A 19,974-nucleotide genomic window follows, 5' to 3' on the forward strand; every position below is an offset into this window, starting at 1 on the left:
AGCGCCGCAAATTCAAAGGTGTGAAGATGCCAAAAAGCAAATCGAATGAAACACAAGTTGGTGAAGCACAAGGACTTTTGGGCTCAAGCCCCCAGAGAAATGGAGCGAAACGGCCCAGGCCCATACACTGCTGAAATTTGCGCAACGTCAACCGAAAGACCCGCGACACCTCCAACCGCAGCCTGGTCACTTACGAGGAATTGCCATTTGGGTTCCGATACTTGCACCTCTCGCACGACCACGTCCTCACGTCGAACGCGTAGCAGATAGCTCTCGTTTTCTTCGCCTAGAGGCACCTCAAACCCGTCCCAACTGTCCGCATTTAAGCGGGCGCGCCGTATCCAAGTGATGTCGATGTCGCCGGAGGCTTGGGTCACGTGTGTCAAATGCACTGGAGCATAGGGGCGCAGGCCATTGCCGTCAAAACTCTCCAAATGAAGGGTGTAACTCGGGTCATTCAGTCCGCGTTGCGCCGGACCAATCCGAAAATACCTAGCCTGCCCACGATGATGTCGCGCCAGTGGCAACTGCGTCAGTTGAGACGATCTGAACACAATCCAGCTGCCCGCCGGCCAAACCCCAGGTGCCAGGGCATCTGTGCCCAATTGCCCGCGAAGCCGTGTTGACAGGGCATAGCGCTCTTCCCCAATCAGCTCCGCATTCTGAAACTGTAACGCTTCCCAATTCTCGGAAGCCCCATCGCCGATAAACGCCAGGTTTTGCCCGTTGAGCACGTCCTGTGCGCTCACACTGCGCAACGCACCGTTCACCATGCGCACTTGCAGCGGTTCGCCCTGATCCCAAATGCCGGGTGTAGAGCGCACAAGTGGCGTTTCCGTCACGCCCACCATCGCACTGCCTTCGACCAAAGAATCCAATGCGTACCCTTCATCGCGATCACTGGCATACACCGCAACTGCGCCCGGCCAAGGACGAGCTGTCACCGCAATGTGCGGCGCGTGGGGATGCTCGTCACCTGTGACCAAAGGCAGATCCATAAACAGCGTTTGTACCGGCACCGGCGGAACAAACCGGCTCTTAGGCACGACATCCTCCGGCATCTCCGCCGTTTTGTACAGCGCCAGCTCCGTGCGCGCGCCTTCCAAAACCTGCGCGCCCTGTTGCGTCAGCCGATCCATCCGATACGCCTGTGTCTCGCCGATTGACAAAGGAACCTCGACAAGATCGCCTGCCCCAATGTTCATTTTGCTTGGTGGCAGAGCCAGTTTCACGCGATCCCGCGCAACACGCGCTTCCGCCAACCACCTCTCAGCTGTCTGTCGCCCCTCTGCTCGCGTCAGAACCTCTTCGACTTCGCTATGCGCCACCGCAAAAGTCGCCTCGTCGTGTAGGATGGCCTCTTCGGACACGACCTCAAAATCCCGTTCCGCCTGCACAAAGTTCAAGCGCACGCGGCCTGCCAATTCCGCATCTGATTGCCGCGTGAATTCAATATCCCCCTCGATCTCTTTGGAGTCCACGCACTCTTCCGGATCAACCGCACTTCCGGTCTGATCGCCACGCATAACAAAGCGCAGCACACCGTCCCGCTCAACCGCATCAAACCCATGTCGCAACATCAATGGCTGCAACGCGGCGCGTCCATCAGACACATCACCTTGCTCAAATCCGCGAACCACGCCGGTCAAACCAGACACATCATAATCAGCAATGCCCGCATTCACGCAAACCTCTTCCACCACTGAAGCCAGCGTGCGGTTGCTCACCCGCCCATTTATCCAATGGCCTTTGTGATAATTGCCCCCGTCGCTCCATAGGTCTCGCTCATTGGGAAAAGCCGGAAACGGCCGCGCATCCCAGGCCCAGGCAAACATATGATCGCGGTCCACCATCGGTTCACCATAGACAGTGGATACCGGATTCATCTCCGTATCCGCATAATGTTCGTGAAGCGCTTGGTAATATCGCTGCTGCACAGCATCCTCTCGCAACCCATTGGAAAAATACGGGATTGCAGACTCCGAGGACTTCTCGTCCAGAAACTTATTGGGCTGATTGGCACCTTTGTCGATGGCAGCACAGCCTATTTCCGTGAACCAAATAGGCTTACTCTGGGGTTGCCAATTTGTGGGTGTGGCCTGGCGGACGCCGCCAATCCGCTCATGTTGCGCTTGCCCCCACCAGTTCCGTAAATCTTTGTAGCGATACACCCATGGCTCGTTGTAAGCGCCATCGGAAATCGTCGTGCGGTCCTGATCCTCGCGCGCTTCAGCCGAGGCATAAAACCAGTCAAACCCCTCGCCGCCTTCTATGTTGGCTTTCAGGTAGGCGATATCCTGAGGCCCGCGCCAACCTTCCTTGTCCAAATGCACATCTGTGTCCCGCCAATCCGACAGCGGCATGTAGTTGTCGATGCCAACAAAATCGATCTCAGGGTCCGACCAAAGCGGATCAAGGTGGAAATACACATCACCGGAACCATCCTGCGGGTGATAGCCAAAATACTCTGACCAATCCGCCGCATAGCCGAGTTTCACCCCCGGCCCCAACAAAGACCGCACCTCTTGCGAAAGGTCTTTGAGGGCTTGAACGGCTGGAAACCCCGTTGCCCCACGCACCTGTGTCAGGCCCCGCATTTCTGAGCCGATACAAAAGGCTTCTACGCCCCCTGCCACTGCACAGAGCGCCGCATAGTGCAGAATAAAACGCCGGTAAGACCACTCAGAGGGCCCGGAATACGTCACGCTGTCTGCGCCCACCTGAAAATCCGCCGCCATTGCCGTACCAAAAAACGCTGCCACCTCGGCATCCGCCTGCGCTGTCCCATCAGGTGACCCACTTTGCCCTGGTGCCTTTGAAGCCGTGATCCGCCCCCGCCACGGCAACACCGGCTGGTCCGCCGCACCGTCCCAAGGATTTGGCAACCCGTTTTCTGCCATCTGTTCCATCAGAATGAAGGGGTAAAACGTCACCTTGGTGCCCTGCTCATCCATGTGGCGAATGGCCTGAACAACAGCGTCGTCCGTCGGTGTTCCGCCATAGACGGGCCGCCCATCCAACTTGGCGATAACCTCCGCCTCCCCACGCGCCACTCCAGACACGCGCCACGGCATGTTGTCCCCGTCCACCTCGGCGTCTTCAACCTTGGGGCGCAAACGGCAATCCGCCATACGCAGGTCATCCCCAAACCAACTCACGATCAACGAGGCCGCACCACACTTCGGCAACTCTTCCTGTAAGTCCTCATGGGATGTGACAAAATTGGTCAGGCCAGACGGCGTGTGCTCATTGGCCACTTTTGTTTCGCCATTGCCCTGTCGGCAGTAGACCGGCGTGGTTGCCAAAGAATACTCCCCCGTCCCCGGCATTAAGGCCACCGCCCGCACCGTTTCGCTATAGTCGGCGGCGCCTTCGGGAACGTGCTTTGGCGTTGCCCTTACAACTTCAAAATTGAACTGCGGCACGCGGTTGCCAAACCGTCCCAGCTCAAGGTCTTCGATCACCACATAAGCTGTCCCCCGATACGCAGGCACGGTCCCAGCTCCTTCAACCGCCTCCATTTTGGGGTCCGGCATCTGGCTGTCAGAGCCTGTGTAAACTCGCAGGTTCAGCTCCTCGCGGCCAATTTCGTCACCGTCCGCCCAAATGCGCCCGACCCGTAAAATCTCCCCTTCACACAGAGCAATCGCAAGCGAGACCGAATAGCTGTAGGCGCGGGTTCTCGGCGCTTGGCGCATACCTTTGCCCCCGCCCGTTTCCTCGTAAGTTTCCAAAAACCGCGTGGCCCAAATCACCTGCCCGGCTACGCGAACCCGCCCAAACACCCGCGCCTGAGCGGCGCCCTCCGCAGAACCAGTGAGCCGGAAGCGTTTGATTTTTCCGGTTTCCACAACATCGGCGCCGCCTCCCATCAGCTTCTGGTCGATCACACGCCCCAACGAAGCCCCAGCCAACCGCCCAATGGCCACAGAGGACACTCCGACCAAACCACCGCCTACCGCACCGCCAACCGCCGCACCGGCAGCCGCTAAAATCAACGTAGCCATAACGCGTTACCCTCTCTCACCAACTGTGCTCTGAACGCCCCTCGGAAAGGTAAACCGCGCCACAACCCGGCGGCGCCAAGGCCCACTTAAGGGACTTTCCACCACTGCATGTCCGCCATAAGCATGGATCAGAGTTGGCTCCCGTCCGATCTCCCCAAAAATGCCCAAGTGTTTCGCCACGGCCCCCGCCTTCATCCGAAACAACAGCACGTCGCCGGGAGCCTCATCCCTTGGACCCTTGGCAACCAAGTTGCGCATTGCGGCCTGCCACAGCACCTCTTTGCCATGTGCCTCTGACCAATCATTGGTGTAGGCAGGCACGGCTTCAGGCTCAGCACCATAAAGCCCACGCCACACGCCGCGGATCAGCCCTAGGCAATCTGCTCCGCCCCCCAAACAACTGGCTTGATGCACGTAGGGCGTGCCGATCCATCGCCGCGCCTCCGCAACAACCGCCTCTCCAAGTGTGTCCATCAGCGCAAACTCCCGCCGGTGTTCCCGCCATTCTTTTTGGGATAACTTTTGATCCAATCTTCGCCCGGAATGTCCGGAAATCCCTGAAAATTCAAAAGATTGGAGAACTTCTTGCGGCAGGTAGAAAACCGCTTGTCGCAGCCCGCCGTGAGCAAAACCTCATCGCCCACACTAACTTCCGCCCGCAGCGCTTCCCAAAGCTCAATTTGCCGCGCCCCATCTGCCGCAACCCAATCCCGCTTGATCAAGCCACTCAAGCCCTGCGCTGCCCCGCTAACAACTTGAAGCTGCCCACGCGTGAACCATCCTTCGTCAAAACCCGATATCGCACTTAGATCAAACATCCGACCTTGATCCGCCTGCGCCACAGAGACCTGCACCTGAAAGGCTGCATCAGAAACATCAAACTGGCATGCGGCATCCCCAAGTACGGCGGTACAAGGCCGCTGATAAACCCGCCCTCGTGGCACATTCAGCTTTTCCGCCAGCCCACGCAATTCCGCGACAAACGCCCCTCCCGCCCGTCGGATTTCCCCGATGGAACCGCGAAACACCACACTGCGTTCACTGACATCGACCCAGTTCACCATCCATGAGACAACTTCGGCGTCATCCAGCCGTCCGGCCTCAATGTCATGCTCCGTGACCGCCGCATCACACAACATGCCAATGGCTTCGGCATTGTCTACCGACAGCCCTGTCCCTTGCTCGATTGCACTCGCTGTCAGCCCTGTTGCGGCTTTGAACACAAACCCGTCAAAACTCAGATCCTGATCGTGATCGGTAAACCCCAACGTCACGCCATCCTTGCGCGTGATGCCCCAGGCCCGCGCCACCGTGGTCTCGCCACTCTGCAAATGCGCCAATAACTCCGCCTGAAACCCCATCAGATCCGCACCTCTATCACCGGCACATTCGGCAGATCGCCCGCCTTGAAACTCGCCAAGCTGGTCTGAATATTGTCCGCGTCAAACCGCACCGGCACGTCAAACTCAAACCCCGCTGAGATTTGCGCTCCGGAAAACGGCGGCGTGTCGAAACTCAAAATCCCAGTGGTCAGGTCGACCTCAAAATCGCCGCCTTCCTGCAAAAGCGCCTCTTCCAAGCCCACCGTGACGGTGCCATCCACCGGTTTGCGAATGGGCCGCGCATAGCTATGTGCGCCAGATTGATAGGTCTTCATCAACTGAAATTCTGTGGTCACGCCATCGCCCGTGACAACCGCCTGATCCCGATGGTCGATGCCCTTGGAGGCCGTACAAGACTTGAAGTCTGCCCAATCTTTCCAGCGAAACCCGTGCAACTGTCCGCGTCGTGCCTCAAAAAAGGCGATCAAAGTCTCAATGTCATCCAGCGACCGCATACCAAAGCCAGCATCATAGCGCCGCCGCGAATGGGCCCAAGGCGTGTTGCGTTCCTCAAAACCGTTGACAAGCGTCACCACCTCGGTGCGGCGCTCAGGCCCACCAAGGGAGCCAAAACTCAGACTGGCTGGAAATCGCACTTCGTGAAAACTCATCGTCGCCTCCTATCGGTTGCGCTTGGCCTGCCCCAAGGCGCGGCTCATCTGCGTTGCAATCTGACTTTGCGAGCGGCGGAAGCCGTCCACATCCGGCGTTGTGATGTTCATCACCACCTGCACCGGACGGCTGTCGCCCTGGCTGCGCACGCCAAGCTTTCCGTCCATCCCGCGCGCCAGCGGCATGATCGCCTCTGGCCCGGCTTCGCCCATCAACCCGCGCCCACCGCGCATCGGAAAGCTCACCGGTCCACTCACCACGCCGCCGTTGGCAAATGGCATCACCCGCCCCTGCGTAAACGGTGCCCCGTCGGCAAAAGGCAACAGCCCTTGCATCAGGCCACCAATGCCTGAGGTCACAACCTTGCCAAGCCCATCCGTCACCGGCTTCATCGCTGCGTTAAACGCTGTGTTCATCATCGAGGTCGCCAGAGTTTTCAGGGCATCCGACAGCTTCACACCGTCAAAGGCCAACCCGCTGAATGCTTTGCGCAAATCCTTGCTCAGGCTCTTTTCCAGAGAGGCCACTTCCTGCCCTGCTGCGCCCAGGATCTTGCGCATGTTGCTCAGTTCCCCGTCAAAGCCAGCAACCATATCCGTGGCCTGTCCCAGGCTCACCTCCAGTGCGTCCAATTGCCCTTCGAAACTGTCAATCTCTTCCATCACCTGCCGCTCCTTCCGAATCCGGATATGCGCTCATCAGCTGTTCCAACCCTGCCCGTGCAAGGGAGGTCTCCGCACCGCCCTGTCCAAGCATCAGCGCCAATTCCGCCGGCGTCAGGCGCCAAAACTCCTCTGGTCGCAATCCAAGCCGCTGAACGCCAGTGGTCAGCAAAACCGGCCAATCAAACGCTGTCATGCTATGTCACCGTCAAAGGCCCAAATGCCCGCACCAACAACTGCGCAGCCACTCGGGCCGCCTCGATTGCGCCTCCCTCGATCTCCGCGTGCAAGAGCTCCGCCCTGCGCCCTTGCCAACCACCGCCGCGCAACCCCGCCACAATCAATGCGAGCACATCTCGCGAAGAAAACTGGCCTGTTTCAAACCGACTGATCAGCGACACCAACGTGTCCTCTCCCAACCCGTCTTCCAGCTCTGCCAAAGCACCCAGCGTGAGCTTCAACACATGCCGCTGCCCATCGATCGTCAGCGCAACTTCGCCCGCAAACGGATTGGCCATTATCACACCGCCGTAAAGCTCAGCGCCCCGGCACTGGCCATCGCCATCTCATAGGTCGCCTCTCCATTGTGGCTGCCCGCATACTCAATCGACGTGATCTGAAACGCGCCTTCAACAATCCCAAAATCCGGGATAATCACCTGGAAGTCCGGCGTTTCCCCGTCAAAGAAGATCTGCCGCGCCCGCTCATCCGTGCTGGCATCCTTGAACACGCCCGAGCCGCTGATCCCGGCCGATTTCATGCCCGCGCCAGCCAGCAACTCGCGCCATCCGCCTTGGCTCTCAAGCGAGGTCACATCCACACTTTCCGCATTGAAACTGATGCGTGTGGCCCGCAGCCCCGCCACGGTTTCAAACGCCCCGGCTCCGGTCAGATCCACCTTGATCAGAGGGTCTTTGCCATTTTGCGCACCCATGATCTCTCTCCAAACTAGCTATGATTGTCTTCCACCCGCGCCACAAAGCGCAGATCCACACGGCGCAGGTTCTTGCGCCCGTCCCGCTTGGCCACCGCCCGATCAAAGCGCAGGTAAACCAACCGCCCCCGGCTCAGGCTCAAATCCGCATCTACCAGTCCGTCGCTCACCGCTGCCGCCGCCGCTTTCACTTTGGCAAAGCCACTGGCATCGCCAATCACGGAGACCACAAAGCGATGCTCTGCCCCGTCACCGTCTTTGTCGGACCGATCCAAGACCGTTTCCGGACCAAGAGACACAAACAAATCCGGCACCTTACCAACCGGTAACTGGTCAAAAATGTCGTTTCCAACCAACGTGTTCAGCGTGACATCTGCCTGCAACGCGGCATAGATCGCCTCTTGCAGCGCTGCCCCAACTCCGTAACTCATGGCGCCACCTCTTCTGTGGCGTGACAGACCAAATATTGCCCCTGCCCGTCCTTCTCTGTCACCGCATCGATGGCAAAAACCCGATCCCCTTCACGGAAGCGACACTCTGGCGTTGGCCGCTGCTCCGCCCCAACTGGCGCGCCACGCAGCGTGATCCGATACCTAGCCGCTGCAAGCGACATGATCCCGCCATCCATCTCACGCCCGCCACGCGCCACTACCTCGGCCCAAACGGCGCCCAGTGTCTCCCAGGTCTGGGCAAATCCACCCGCCCCGTCCGGTGCCGCCAACGGCCGCTCCAACAGCAAGCGCCGCGACAACGTCACCGCCCGGCTCATGACACCGCCCCCGCGCTCAGTCGCATCGGGCGATACCGCTCCAACAGGCTCACCACGCCAAACGGCATACAGCCTTCGCTCAAACTGGTTTCGTGGCGGAACTCGTAATAATGCGCTGCCAACAACAGCACCGCCTGGCGCATGTCCGCAGGGCTGTCCGACCAACCCGCGCCGTATCCAGCCACAAACCGCACCGTTGCGCTTCCGTCCGTCGGAATGCTTGGCAAAGCTCCGGACACGCCTTTCAAACATGGATGATGCGCGTCACTGACCAACCGGTAAGCACTGGACGCCACGGAAACCACCGCCCCCTGCGCATCTTCGAGCATTACGTCCACAACCTCAGACACCGGTGCCACCGGCAAGCCCTGCGCAGCCCCATCGCGCCAACCATAGACCGTCCAGCCAAACGTCTGTTGAAACATAACTTTGCCGGTCCGCGCTTCCACCGCGCTGATCGCTGCGCGCAAAAAACTCTCCAAAACGCTGTCCTGCAACGTATCGTCAGAAAACCCGCTTCCAAGCCGCGTGTGATCTCGAAAATCTTGAACCGGCAGCGCCTCCGTCGGCACCGAGGTCTCTTCGACTAACATCATGGAACAACTCCAAAATTCTCGATGGTCTTTGTTGGGCGCGCGTCCTCACGTCGCTTCAACGGAGGGGGTAAGCCAGACAACGTGTGTAGTCCGACGCGCGCCCGGATGACGGCGCTTACGCGCCCCACCCACCCAGGAAATCAGCTCACCGCAAAGCGTAGCAGCTTGATCGCAGCAAAGTCACTGACATCGCCGCCAATGCGTTTCGTGGCATAGAACAGCACATGTGGCTTGGCGCTGAAGGGATCACGCAGCACACGCAGGTCCGGACGCTCTGCCACCGTGTATCCAGCCGCAAAATCGCCAAAGGCAATCGCATCGGCACCACTCGCGATATCCGGCATGTCTTCGGCAATCAGCACCGGATAGCCCAGCAAACGCGCAGGCTCACCCGCCGCCAACCCATCAGACCACAAGAACCGCCCGTCTGCGTCTTTCAACTTGCGCACCGCGCCGGCTGTTTTGGAATTCATCACAAAACTGCCGTTGGCACGGTATTGCGCGCCCAAGGCATAGACCAGATCCACCAGTGTATCGCCGCCGTTGAAATCCCCATCAACGCCCGTCGCCACATAGCCAATGTTGCCCCAGCTCCAGCTGCCGTCATCCACCGCCGTGTGGGTCAGAATGCCGGTTGGCTTGTCGACCCCATCGCCGGTGATAAAGGCCGCCGCCTCCGCCCGTGCAAACTTGTCGGCAATGCGCCCCGCCAGCCAGGCCTCAATGTCAAAGGCACTGTCATCCAACAGCCGTTGCGACGCTTTGGGCAGAGCCGACAGCTCATGCAGCGGAATGGCGATGCGCTCGATGGTCGGCGTGCCGGTCTCGGTGGTCGCAGTGGTCTCATCCGCCCAGCCGGCGCCAGTTTCCGAACTGTCGATCAGCACGTCATAAGACCCCGCTTCCACGGTCACCACATTGGCAATCGCGCGGATGCTGGCCGTACTGTTGAGCACCGATTTGATGGTCTCAGCCGTTTGCGGGTCCACCAAATAGCCGCCGTCGCTGTTCACCGACGTGGCCATGGCTTTGCCTTCCAGCTCAAGCCCACGTAGCCCGTCATCCTCTCCGGTGCGCAGATAGGCATCAAAGGCTTTCTGGTGTGGCGCGTCAAAGTCCGTTGCCGCCGCCAAAGGCGGCCGCGCCGCCTGTGTCGATTTGCGTTCAAGCATGGTCAATCGCTCTTTCTGTTGTTTAATTTCCGCGTGAATGTCACCTCGAAAGGCATTGAAACTGCTGGCGAACTCCGCCACAGCAGACTTCATTTCCTGGACCGGAGACACGCCTTCCCCGATCCGAGACTCTGTCTCGGTCTTACTCATCACTGACTTCCCGTTTTGTTCTGGCGCTTACTGCGCCGCCATCCCGCGGCTGATGCTCCGCAGGTAGGCCGCCGCTTCCCGCAAGGGCAGCAGAGCGTCCTCTTTTGCGGTCAACCGCGCACTGGGCAGCATCGGAAAGGTCACAAGCGACACCTCCCAAAGCTCCAGTTCCATCAAGAGCCGCTGGCCCTGTGTCGTCTTGCTGGCCTTCTTGGTACGGTAGCCAATCGACAGCCCGTCAATCGCCCCCGCCGCAATCAGGGCCGCCGCTTCGCGCCCTTTGGCCACATCGTCAAGCAACCGCCCCTTGACCCAAAGTCCACGATCATCCTCGCGCACCTCTTCCCAAAGGCCGATGGGTTGCGCCGGATCATGCTGCCACAGCATCTTCACTTGGCGCCCCTCTTTGGACAGCCGCTCCAAGGATGCGCCATAGGCCCCTTTCTGCACGATATCGCCACCTCGATCCGCCGTGCCGAACAAGCTGGCATACCCGCTGATCACCTGCCCGTCTTCGACGCTCAGTCCATCGCCGAACCGTGCAAACTTCCGCTCCAAACCACTGTCTTGCATCACACACTCCTCACTCATGGCGTCACACTGAGAACCGACTGAAACGCCTGCGCCAGGATCACGCCCACTACGCCATAGACCGTCAGCCACAACCGCCGCTCCAACCGCTCAATCAGCTGTTCGATCTTGTCCAAACGCCGGTTCAAACTCTCAAACTGCAACTTCGCCACCCTCTCATGCGCCTCCAGCCGCAGCCCCGGCGCACAATCAAAACTCTCAAACCCGTATCTCGGATCACCCATGCGCGCCCTCATCCGGCTCAACTGGCAAACCCAGCAACCGCCGCTTCTCCGCATCCGACAGGAAGACCGCGCCCGCAACCCGCGCCCATTGCGCGTCCCGCTCAACGGCCAGGGCCGGCACCTGATCCAGATCCGGTTTTAAGATGATCTCTTCGCCAGTGTATTTCGCCAACCACGTGCCCACCGCCGCCGTCACCCGCGCCGCAAGCGGCAGCACCGTCAGCCGGTAAAACGCCCGATTGGCCTCTTGGTAATTCGCATAGGTCGCGTCCCCCGGAATGCCGAGCAGCATCGGCGGCACCCCAAAGGCCAGCGCAATCTCCCGCGCCGCCGCATCCTTGGTCTTGTGAAATTCCATATCGCTTGGCGAAAACCCCATGGGTTTCCAATCCAGTCCGCCTTCCAACAACATCGGCCGTCCCGCATTGCGCGCGCCCTGATGGTGGCTCTCCATCTCACTGACCAATCGGTCATATTGATCTGATGACAGGCTGCCTTGCCCGTCATGCCCGCGATAGACAATCGCCCCCGAAGGTCGCGCCGCATTGTCCAGCAGCGCTTTGGACCAGCGCGAGGCGCTGTTGTGCACATCCATCGCCATGGCCGCTGCCTGCATCGGGGACAACCCATAGTGATCGTCTTGCGGGTGAAACGTTTTGATGTGGCAAATTGGAGAAATCTCGCCAACCGCAAACCGATGTTTTCGCGCACCAACCGCATACTCATACCCCACCGGCCACCCGTCCGAACCAGGCACAACACTCATCCGATCCGAGCGCAGCACGTGCAACTCTACCGGCGCACCACTGTCGCCGCCTACCGCTTCGACATATCCGTCACCCGACAACAAAATCTGGCCGTACAGTGCCTCAAACAGCTCCGCCTGCCCCTGCGCCCCATTTGGCACGGTCAACAGCTTCAACACAGGATGGGTCTCAAACCGCTGGCGCTGATCCTGCAAAACCAACGGCAACGCCGCCGCCGCCTCGGCAATCATCCGCACCACACGGAACCCCACCGGATTGGCGGCAAACCCCGTGCGGGTCAGCGACACCGTATCGCGCGGGCTCCAGGCCGCACGGCCAGCGCTGTGATAGCTCACCACCTTGCCTGTCGCACTGGCCTTCACCTGAGGCGCTGCCTCTGGGGTCTTCTTCTGCAAAAACTTCCCTAGCATGCTCTGCCGCTCCCGGATCTCTGCGCCGCCACTCTGGCGACCCGCTCAACTTGGTCCGTCCGCTTTGGACACATACAGTTCTGATGGGTTTGTCTTAAATTGTAGCTTTCTCACCGTACGCAGCTGTTGCGTCACAGCTCCCGAAGCCTCGGGCGTCGCCAATGCGCCGATGGCTCCACGATCAACTCATGCAGCGCCCAGACCAATGCATCCACGCGATCCGGACTGCCGGAACCCACAAAGCCCTGCGCCGTCATCAGGCACATCTGATCTTCCAGGTCCCCAAGCCCTGCGCGATGGGACACCCGTCCCTGCTCATAAAGCGCCGCCACCGGCTCTGCCCGCGCCACCTTGCCCCGACTGGCCCGCACCGCCTTAAAGGGCACCAACGGGTCCACCTGATTGATCATAGACTGCACCAGATCGCCGCCCTGATTGACCTCCGCCACCAGCCGATCCGCGCCCCAGCTTTCCATCGCTGCCAACGCCACCCGCGCCCAAGCATCCGGCGTGGCCGCCCGAACCGTGGCATCATCCAAGACATAGGCGCGCCAGTCCTGCACCGGCCCTTTTGTGACTGCCCCGACAACCACGATGCCACACGCATCGCTGCCAGCATGACCCGTCACCGGTGGATCCACCGCTACCACAATCCGGTCCATCTCCGGCAGGTCTTCACACCGCAACCCATCCAACTGCGCCCGCGTCCACAATGCCCCCTCGGCATCCTCCATCAACACACCTTCGAGTTCCTGCCGCCCCAATCGCGTGCCCGCATAGCGCGCCTCCACCTCTGCCAAAAAACTCTCCGCCAGATTGGCGCGGTTGGCTTGCGTTGGCGCACTGGTCTGCACCGTGCTCTCCACCTGCAGCAACCGTTTCAGAACCCCGACATTTCGCGGCGTTGTTGTCACCACCTGACGTGGGTTCTCCCCCAACCGCAGCGCAAACTGCAACATGTCCCATGTCTCTTGACCATTGCGCCATTTCGCCAGCTCATCGACCCAGGCGGCATCAAACTGCGGTCCCCGCAAGCTCTCCGGATCATGCGCCGAAAACGCCTGCGCCACCGCGCCATTGGGCCACACCAACCGCCGCCGCCCCGCTTCCCACACAGGGCGCCGATCCGGCGGCGCACAGGCGATCAAGCCACTTTCGCCAAAAATCATCACCTCGCGCACCTGATCGATGGTTTCCCCCACCAAAGCTACCCGCCGCGCCCGCCCGCGATCTTGCGGCTTGGCCCCTTCCACCATCCTCCGCACCCATTCAGCCCCGGCCCGCGTTTTTCCCGCGCCACGTCCACCCAGGATCACCCAGGTCTTCCAGTCGCCCTCTGGCGGCAATTGATGTGGCATGGCCCAGAACTCAAACAAAAAGGGGAGCGCCAAGAGCTCCCCTTCCGTCAGGCTGTCCAAAAACTCACTCTGCACCGCGCGCGGTTCGGAGGCGATCCAAGCGGCGCCCGATCGAAGATCGCGCGGCGTCGAGGTCAAGCTGTGAGTGTCCTGCCGGACGGTCTGTTGCGGTGCGCTGGTCAATGTCTCTCTCCACCAATAGCGCCAATCGCATGCACTGCCGCACTTCTGCCAGAACCCGACGCCCCGCCGTCGCCGCCTGCGGCCCCTCATGTTGCAACGCGTGTTTCACCCGCTCCAACTCGTCGGTCATCCGCCGCAACAGGAGTTGCAGCGCGTCCAGTTCCTGATCCAGTACGCGTCCACCCGAAGGCGTGAAATGTTGTGTCATTGCTGCTCTTTGCCTCTCATGCGCAGTTGCCCCTCCGCACAAGCCACACACGAATTCTCCCGCCCAATTTTCCGGCGTTCCGCCTTTCACCCGCGTGGTTCCAGCCCAAACAGAGATAACACAAACTCAAGGTAAAAATCAATATTACACGTATTTTCAATAGATTAACTGAGAGTGCGCAGCTGTTGCACAGGCGTCGAAACGCAGTGTTTCCAAATCGGAACCCAACCGCCCCAATTGCGCCCTTATCAAAAACTAAACCTTTCTGTGGTGGATTTGAGTTGGATAAATGAAGGGTGACCAAGATGCGTATCGCTGCCAATACGACGCCGTCCTGGACTTTAAGACTGTCACTTGCCGCCGCCTGCTTCTTTGGCACGGTGCAAGCCGGCCCCGCCTCTGACAGCGCCAGCTCGACGTTCCAACTGCCTGCCAAAATCCTCGTTGAGGTTCTGCCCAACTAACGGCTTTGGCACAGACCAACCCAAACAAAAACGCGGCACCCAAAAGCGCCGCGTTTTTGTATTTCTCATGTGGACAACCTTACTGGTTGGCCCGTTCCGCCTCGATCTTACGCCAAGCAGCCACGTTTTGGTTGTGCTCGGCCAGCGTCTCGGCAAAGGCGTGCCCCCCGGTGCCATCCGCCACAAAGAAGATATAGGGCGTCGTATCCGGGTTGGCCGCCGCTTCCAGGCTTGCGCGGCCCGGGTTGGCAATCGGTGTCGGCGGCAGCCCGTCGATCACATAGGTGTTCCACGGGGTTTCCCGACGCAGTTCGCTCTGACGCAACCCACGACCCAGCACACCCAAACCTTCCGTCACGCCATAGATCACGGTTGGGTCGGTTTGCAGCCTCATGCCCCGGTTCAAACGGTTGGTGAACACACTCGCCACCTGACGCCGCTCTTCTGCCACGCCGGTCTCTTTTTCAATGATCGAGGCCAGGATCAGCAACTCATACGGTGACAACAGCGGCACATCCGCCGCCCGGCTTTCCCAAGCCGCAGACACCAGGATTTCCTGCGCTTCCTGCATCCGGTCAATCACGCTCTGACGGGTGTCCCCGACACGCACCTCATAGCTGTCCGGTGCCAGGCTGCCTTCGTCTGGCCGCTCGATCTCGCCACTGAGCAACTCAATGCTGTTGAGCGTGTCCATCACCTGCCAGCTGGTCACACCTTCGGCCACGGCAATACGATACCGCGTATCCGCCTCACCACGCACACGGGTGTAATCCGCAGGCGCCTCGTCCTCAGCCGGGTTGAACGCGGCCACTTCGACAAAGCTGCCCGTCGCCGGATCAAGCTCTCGCACCTGCACGGTCTTTCGAGTCACACCAATGCGATACACCACCTCGGTGCCACAGGTGCTCGCGCCGCCACGGGTGACGATGTCGACAATCTCTTCCATCGACGCGCCCGCAGGCACAAGGAAAGCACCAGCTTTCAGCTTGTCCGCCTTATCCGAGTAATCCGCCCCCAACCGAAACAAAGTCCCGCTGGCAATTGCACCTTTGTCTTCAAGGTATTGCGACACGCGGCTCATGTTGGAGCCGGGCTGCACCCGCACACAGACAGGCTCGTTTAGCGGCCCTTCTGCGCGGTAGGTCGACTGTCCAAAAAGGATGACGCCCCCCAACAGGAAGAGCGCCACGATAAGTAGAGTGAGTGCGTTAGACGCAACTGCGCGCCACATTAATCGACCTTTCCGAAGATCACGGATGCGTTGGTGCCGCCAAAGCCAAAGCTGTTGGACAGCGCCACATTGATCTCGCGCTCCACGTTCTTGTTCGGGGCCAGATCAATGGCAGTTTCCACCGCCTGATTGTCGAGGTTGATGGTCGGCGGTGCCACCTGATCGCGGATCGCCAGGATCGAGAAGATCGCCTCAATCGCGCCCGCCGCGCCCAACAGGTGGCCGGTCATCGACTTGGTCGACGACATGGTCACTTTGCTGGCGTGCTCACCCATCATACGCTCAACCGCGCCCAACTCGATGGTATCTGCCATCGTCGAGGTGCCGTGGGCGTTGATGTAGTCGATGTCTTTTGGCTCAAGACCCGCCTTCTTCAGCGCCGCCCGCATGGAGCGCTCGCCGCCTTCGCCGGTCTCTGCTGGCGCGGTGATGTGATACGCGTCCCCAGACAGGCCATAGCCCAGAACTTCAGCGTAGATCTTCGCGCCACGCGCCTTGGCGTGCTCATATTCCTCCAGCACCACAATACCAGCGCCCTCACCCATGACAAAGCCGTCACGATCCGCATCATACGGACGGCTGGCTTTTGTCGGATCATCCGCACGGCTGGTAGACAGCGCTTTACAGGCGTTAAAGCCCGCAATGCCAATCTCACAGATCGCCGCTTCACCGCCGCCAGCAACCATCACATCCGCATCATCAGACGCAATCAGGCGGGCCGCGTCCCCAATGGCGTGTGCGCCTGTTGAGCACGCGGTCACAACAGAGTGGTTTGGACCTTTGAAACCGTATTTGATGCTCACCTGCCCCGAGATCAGGTTGATCAGCGCGCCGGGAATAAAGAACGGCGACACACGACGTGGGCCTTTTTCAGCCATCAACAGCGTGGTCTGCTCAATCGACTGCAAGCCTCCAATGCCAGAACCAATCATCACACCGGTGCGTTCCAGCGACTCGGTATCTTCTGGCGTCCAGCCAGAGTCTTCCACCGCCATCTGAGAGGCCGCCAGACCGTAGAGGATAAAGTCATCCACCTTGCGGCGTTCTTTTGGCGCCATCCAGTCATCCGGATTGAAGGTGCCATCGGTGCCATCACCATACGGCACTTCACATGCATATTTGGTGGTCACACGCTCAGGATTGAAACGGGTGATGGTGCCTGCACCGGACTGACCGTCCAGAATACGAGACCAGCTTTCCTCAACACCGGAAGCCAATGGAGTGACGAGCCCAAGCCCGGTGACAACAACGCGACGCATTTTCTATGCCCTTCCTCAGAAGTCTTTTGCGGGTTCATACCCCGCTTCGCCCCCAAGGGGCAAGAGCGGCCAACCCACAGCTTGACCCGTTTCGCGCTTCTGCGCCCAGTTTTGGGCCGTTTCCTTGCGGCAGCCTCCCCGCTGCCCTCAACGCAAAACGCCCGCCTCATCAAAGAGACGGACGTTTGCAATTCTCAGTCCCCTGCAATGTGCCGGATCTCCGGCTTAGGAAGCTTCGGAGATGAACTTGACGGCGTCGCCGAAGGTCTGGATGGTTTCGGCTGCATCGTCTGGGATCTCGATGCCGAACTCTTCTTCAAAAGCCATTACCAGTTCCACGGTGTCGAGGCTGTCTGCGCCCAGATCGTCGATGAAGGAAGCTGCTTCAACAACTTTGTCTTCTTCTACACCCAGGTGCTCTACAACGATCTTTTTCACGCGGTCTGCGACGTCGCTCATGTCAATTCCTCATTCGTCTTGGGCATCTCGGCCCGTTTGAACTCCCACCCACCCGGGCGGGTCTGATTTGTGCCCCTGATAGGGACGGTTTTGATCCGGCTGAACCGGAAGGTCTCCGTCCACCCCTCAAGGCACCCGGAAAATACTCGCCGCCTATAACACATCCGCTTCACAACGCAAACGCTTTCCCCAGCGACAATTGTGGCGCCCCAAAGGACGCCACCAAGGCTTACAACATGGCCATGCCGCCGTTCACATGCAAGGTGGTACCTGTCACATAGCCCGCTTCTGGGCTGGCCAGATACAGAACCGCCGCCGCGATTTCTTCAGAGGTGCCCATGCGCGCCGCAGGAATCTGCTTGTTGATGGTCTCTTTCTGATCGTCGTTCAGCTTGTCAGTCATTGCAGTGGCAATGAAGCCCGGCGCCACTGCGTTTGCGGTGATGCCACGGCTCGCCACTTCATAAGCAATGGATTTGGTCATCCCGACCAGACCGGCCTTGGAGGCGACATAGTTCACCTGACCCGGGTTGCCTGTTGCCCCCACAATCGAGCTCACGTTGATGATCCGGCCCCAACGGGATTTCATCATCGGACGCATCACACCCCGGCACAGACGCATCGCACTGGTCAGGTTTACGTCAATCACACTCTGCCATTCGTCGTCCGACATCCGCATAAAAATCTGATCCCGCGTGATCCCAGCGTTGTTCACCAGAATATCGACGCTGCCCATGGCTTCAATCGCCTGTTTTGGCAGCGCATCCACGGCCTCCGCATCGCTCAGGTTACACGGCAGCACATGCGCACGCTCGCCCAGTTCTGCCGCCAGCGCCTCAAGCGGCTCCACACGGGTGCCGGACAGGCCGACAGTTGCACCTGCAGCATGCAGCGCTTTTGCAATTGCACCGCCAATGCCACCCGATGCACCTGTCACAAGTGCGGTTTTTCCAGTCAGATCAAACATGTTTGTCTCTCTCAGTTTCTCTCAACAGGCTTAGTCAAAAGCCCATATTTTGCAATCTCTTCGGCACTCATCACGTGGGTTTCCTGCACCGGCGCCGCTTCCAGGGTGAACCAATAAAACGCGTCACTGCCCAGCATCCGCTTGGTATAGCTCACATAAGCCGCATGTTCTGGGTCTGACTTCGGCAAGTCACGCCCCTGCAGGTTGCCAACCGCCCAGCTGTGCACGCCCAGAACCGCGCCCTCTTCCATGCTGCGCTCCACGCCCGCCAGGAACAGGTCGGTACCGCCAGAATGGATTTCACTGTCCGCAGTCACATGCGTGTCCAGCCCTAGGTCCCGCACACGATGGCCAAGTTGCAGGTTGACCTCATCATCCACCGATCCCGGCACCTCCAACAAAACCAACCGCGTCACGTCCGGGTTGTCGCTCATGGCCTGCTCAAACGCTGCCAGACTGCGGCTGTTCAACGTGCCATTCACCAACAGATCATTCCCATCCGCCTCAAACGCAATTGTGTCGGTGGCATTCAGATACGCCACCTCCATTTGCACACAGCCCGCCAGCACCGCCGCCCCAAGAGCGACGCCTCCACAGGCTGCAACAAAGCGTCGGATCAAGACAGGCTCTCCGCCGCCTCTTTTACATCGTCTGGCGTGCCCACAGCCCGTACCGCATTGGCGCGGTCAATCTTACGGATCATGCCGGACAGCGCTTTGCCGGCACCGATCTCCCAGAACTCCGTGACGCCGTCAGCCGCCATGTTCTGCACCGATTCGCGCCAGCGCACCGATCCGGTCACCTGCTCCACCAGCAGCTTGCGGATCTCATCCGGGTCAGACACCGCCGCCGCCCGCACGTTGGCAATCACCGGCGCCGCTGGCGTTTTGATCTCCACACCAGCCAGCGCTTCGGCCATCACATCTGCCGCAGGCTGCATCAGCGCACAGTGGAATGGCGCACTCACCGGCAGCATCACCGCGCGACGCGCGCCCTTCTCTTTGGCAATCTCAGCAGCGCGTTCCACAGCTGCTTTGGCACCGGACACCACAACCTGAGTTGGGTCATTGTCGTTCGCTGCCTGACAGACTTCACCCTGTGCCGCCGCGTCCGCAACTTCCTGCACCGCCGCAAAATCCAAGCCCAAGATCGCTGCCATTGCGCCTTCGCCCACAGGCACGGCCGCCTGCATCGCCTCGCCACGGGTGCGCAACAAACGCGCCGTGTCGCCAATGCTCAAGGCACCAGCCGCCGCCAGCGCCGAGTATTCGCCCAGCGAGTGGCCCGCCACGCAGGACGCCGCCGAAATCGTCACGCCTTCCGCTTCAAGCGCCTTCATCGCCGCCAGAGAGGTCGCCATCAGCGCGGGCTGTGCGTTTTGGGTCAGGGTCAGCGTCTCTTGCTCGCCTTCCCAGATCAACCCGCTCAGGCTTTCGCCCAAGGCTGCGTCAACTTCGTCAAACACCGCTTTGGCCTCTGGATAGGCCTCCGCCAGCGCTTTCCCCATTCCAATGGTCTGGGCACCCTGTCCCGGAAACACAAATGCACGGCTCATTCTTGGCTCTCCTT

General features: G+C 59.9%; 24 protein-coding genes. 1 reads left to right on the top strand and 23 read right to left on the bottom strand.

The genetic code is table 11. From position 1 onward, the window contains the following. Positions 1-83: 83 nt before the first annotated feature. From SIB38_RS14995 to SIB38_RS15075, 17 genes are all read right to left on the bottom strand, one after another. Positions 84-4,007, bottom strand: a complete 3,924-nt coding sequence (locus SIB38_RS14995; protein ID WP_412550497.1) for a glycoside hydrolase/phage tail family protein — start codon at positions 4,005-4,007, stop codon at positions 84-86. Between the two features lie 6 nt (positions 4,008-4,013). Further along, the gene (locus SIB38_RS15000; RefSeq protein ID WP_294115090.1) at positions 4,014-4,481 is read right to left on the bottom strand and encodes a peptidase; all 468 of its coding nucleotides are present in this window, start codon (positions 4,479-4,481) and stop codon (positions 4,014-4,016) included. After that, positions 4,481-5,368 carry a DUF2163 domain-containing protein gene (locus tag SIB38_RS15005; protein WP_412550498.1) on the bottom strand — a complete coding sequence of 296 codons (888 nt, stop codon included), beginning with the start codon at positions 5,366-5,368 and terminating at the stop codon, positions 4,481-4,483. The genes SIB38_RS15000 and SIB38_RS15005 overlap by 1 nt, the downstream gene beginning before the upstream one ends. Next, entirely contained in the window at positions 5,368-6,000 is a 633-nt protein-coding gene (locus SIB38_RS15010; RefSeq protein WP_412550499.1) for a TIGR02217 family protein, read from the bottom strand. Before SIB38_RS15010 ends, SIB38_RS15005 begins: the two co-directional genes overlap by 1 nt. A gap of 9 nt (positions 6,001-6,009) precedes the next feature. After that, positions 6,010-6,663 carry a phage tail tape measure protein gene (locus SIB38_RS15015; RefSeq protein ID WP_412550500.1) on the bottom strand — a complete coding sequence of 218 codons (654 nt, stop codon included), beginning with the start codon at positions 6,661-6,663 and terminating at the stop codon, positions 6,010-6,012. Beyond that, entirely contained in the window at positions 6,650-6,859 is a 210-nt protein-coding gene (locus SIB38_RS15020) for a rcc01693 family protein (protein ID WP_294115099.1), read from the bottom strand. The genes SIB38_RS15015 and SIB38_RS15020 overlap by 14 nt, the downstream gene beginning before the upstream one ends. Before the next feature lies 1 nt (position 6,860). Next, the gene (locus SIB38_RS15025) at positions 6,861-7,181 is read right to left on the bottom strand and encodes a gene transfer agent family protein (RefSeq protein WP_294115101.1); all 321 of its coding nucleotides are present in this window, start codon (positions 7,179-7,181) and stop codon (positions 6,861-6,863) included. Positions 7,182-7,183: 2 nt separating this feature from the next. Then, the gene (locus SIB38_RS15030) at positions 7,184-7,597 is read right to left on the bottom strand and encodes a phage major tail protein, TP901-1 family (RefSeq protein WP_412550501.1); all 414 of its coding nucleotides are present in this window, start codon (positions 7,595-7,597) and stop codon (positions 7,184-7,186) included. Positions 7,598-7,611: 14 nt separating this feature from the next. Further along, positions 7,612-8,028: a DUF3168 domain-containing protein gene (locus SIB38_RS15035; protein WP_294115104.1), complete on the bottom strand. Its 417-nt coding sequence runs from the start codon at positions 8,026-8,028 to the stop codon at positions 7,612-7,614. After that, positions 8,025-8,366, bottom strand: a complete 342-nt coding sequence (locus SIB38_RS15040) for a head-tail adaptor protein (RefSeq protein WP_294115106.1) — start codon at positions 8,364-8,366, stop codon at positions 8,025-8,027. The genes SIB38_RS15035 and SIB38_RS15040 overlap by 4 nt, the downstream gene beginning before the upstream one ends. Beyond that, complete coding sequence (locus SIB38_RS15045) at positions 8,363-8,962, bottom strand: head-tail connector protein (RefSeq protein WP_294115108.1); 600 nt, start codon at positions 8,960-8,962, stop codon at positions 8,363-8,365. Before SIB38_RS15045 ends, SIB38_RS15040 begins: the two co-directional genes overlap by 4 nt. A 140-nt stretch (positions 8,963-9,102) precedes the next feature. Further along, entirely contained in the window at positions 9,103-10,284 is a 1,182-nt protein-coding gene (locus SIB38_RS15050) for a phage major capsid protein (protein ID WP_294115110.1), read from the bottom strand. 27 nt (positions 10,285-10,311) lie between these two features. Beyond that, positions 10,312-10,857 carry an HK97 family phage prohead protease gene (locus tag SIB38_RS15055; RefSeq protein WP_294115112.1) on the bottom strand — a complete coding sequence of 182 codons (546 nt, stop codon included), beginning with the start codon at positions 10,855-10,857 and terminating at the stop codon, positions 10,312-10,314. 14 nt (positions 10,858-10,871) lie between these two features. Beyond that, on the bottom strand, positions 10,872-11,099 hold the full coding sequence (locus SIB38_RS15060) for a hypothetical protein (RefSeq protein WP_294115113.1): 228 nt from the start codon (positions 11,097-11,099) through the stop codon (positions 10,872-10,874). Further along, positions 11,092-12,276 (bottom strand): phage portal protein, encoded by a 1,185-nt coding sequence (locus SIB38_RS15065; RefSeq protein ID WP_294115117.1) that lies wholly within the window; start codon positions 12,274-12,276, stop codon positions 11,092-11,094. Before SIB38_RS15065 ends, SIB38_RS15060 begins: the two co-directional genes overlap by 8 nt. A gap of 131 nt (positions 12,277-12,407) precedes the next feature. Then, positions 12,408-13,667, bottom strand: coding sequence for a DNA-packaging protein (locus SIB38_RS15070; RefSeq protein WP_294115246.1), 1,260 nt, complete (start codon positions 13,665-13,667; stop codon positions 12,408-12,410). 31 nt (positions 13,668-13,698) lie between these two features. Beyond that, positions 13,699-14,025 carry a hypothetical protein gene (locus SIB38_RS15075; protein WP_294115118.1) on the bottom strand — a complete coding sequence of 109 codons (327 nt, stop codon included), beginning with the start codon at positions 14,023-14,025 and terminating at the stop codon, positions 13,699-13,701. A 305-nt stretch (positions 14,026-14,330) separates the two neighbouring features. On the opposite strand from SIB38_RS15075, the gene SIB38_RS15080 reads away from it, so the two are divergent. Then, on the top strand, positions 14,331-14,489 hold the full coding sequence (locus tag SIB38_RS15080; RefSeq protein WP_294115120.1) for a hypothetical protein: 159 nt from the start codon (positions 14,331-14,333) through the stop codon (positions 14,487-14,489). 79 nt (positions 14,490-14,568) lie between these two features. Here the strand turns inward: SIB38_RS15080 and mltG are convergent, their stop codons facing one another. From mltG to fabD, 6 genes are all read right to left on the bottom strand, one after another. After that, positions 14,569-15,720, bottom strand: coding sequence for an endolytic transglycosylase MltG (gene mltG / locus SIB38_RS15085; RefSeq protein WP_294115122.1), 1,152 nt, complete (start codon positions 15,718-15,720; stop codon positions 14,569-14,571). Next, positions 15,720-16,979, bottom strand: coding sequence for a beta-ketoacyl-ACP synthase II (fabF, locus tag SIB38_RS15090; RefSeq protein ID WP_412550502.1), 1,260 nt, complete (start codon positions 16,977-16,979; stop codon positions 15,720-15,722). Before fabF ends, mltG begins: the two co-directional genes overlap by 1 nt. A gap of 225 nt (positions 16,980-17,204) precedes the next feature. Beyond that, positions 17,205-17,438 (bottom strand): acyl carrier protein, encoded by a 234-nt coding sequence (locus SIB38_RS15095; RefSeq protein WP_058240599.1) that lies wholly within the window; start codon positions 17,436-17,438, stop codon positions 17,205-17,207. 229 nt (positions 17,439-17,667) lie between these two features. Continuing rightward, positions 17,668-18,405: a 3-oxoacyl-[acyl-carrier-protein] reductase gene (fabG, locus tag SIB38_RS15100; RefSeq protein WP_294115127.1), complete on the bottom strand. Its 738-nt coding sequence runs from the start codon at positions 18,403-18,405 to the stop codon at positions 17,668-17,670. Positions 18,406-18,416: 11 nt separating this feature from the next. Beyond that, positions 18,417-19,025 carry an alpha/beta hydrolase gene (locus SIB38_RS15105; protein ID WP_412550503.1) on the bottom strand — a complete coding sequence of 203 codons (609 nt, stop codon included), beginning with the start codon at positions 19,023-19,025 and terminating at the stop codon, positions 18,417-18,419. Then, positions 19,022-19,960 (bottom strand): ACP S-malonyltransferase, encoded by a 939-nt coding sequence (fabD, locus tag SIB38_RS15110; protein ID WP_294115130.1) that lies wholly within the window; start codon positions 19,958-19,960, stop codon positions 19,022-19,024. Before fabD ends, SIB38_RS15105 begins: the two co-directional genes overlap by 4 nt. Positions 19,961-19,974: the final 14 nt, after the last annotated feature.

The sequence above is a fragment of the Shimia sp. MIT910701 genome, assembly GCF_047126315.1.
GTDB lineage: Bacteria > Pseudomonadota > Alphaproteobacteria > Rhodobacterales > Rhodobacteraceae > Shimia.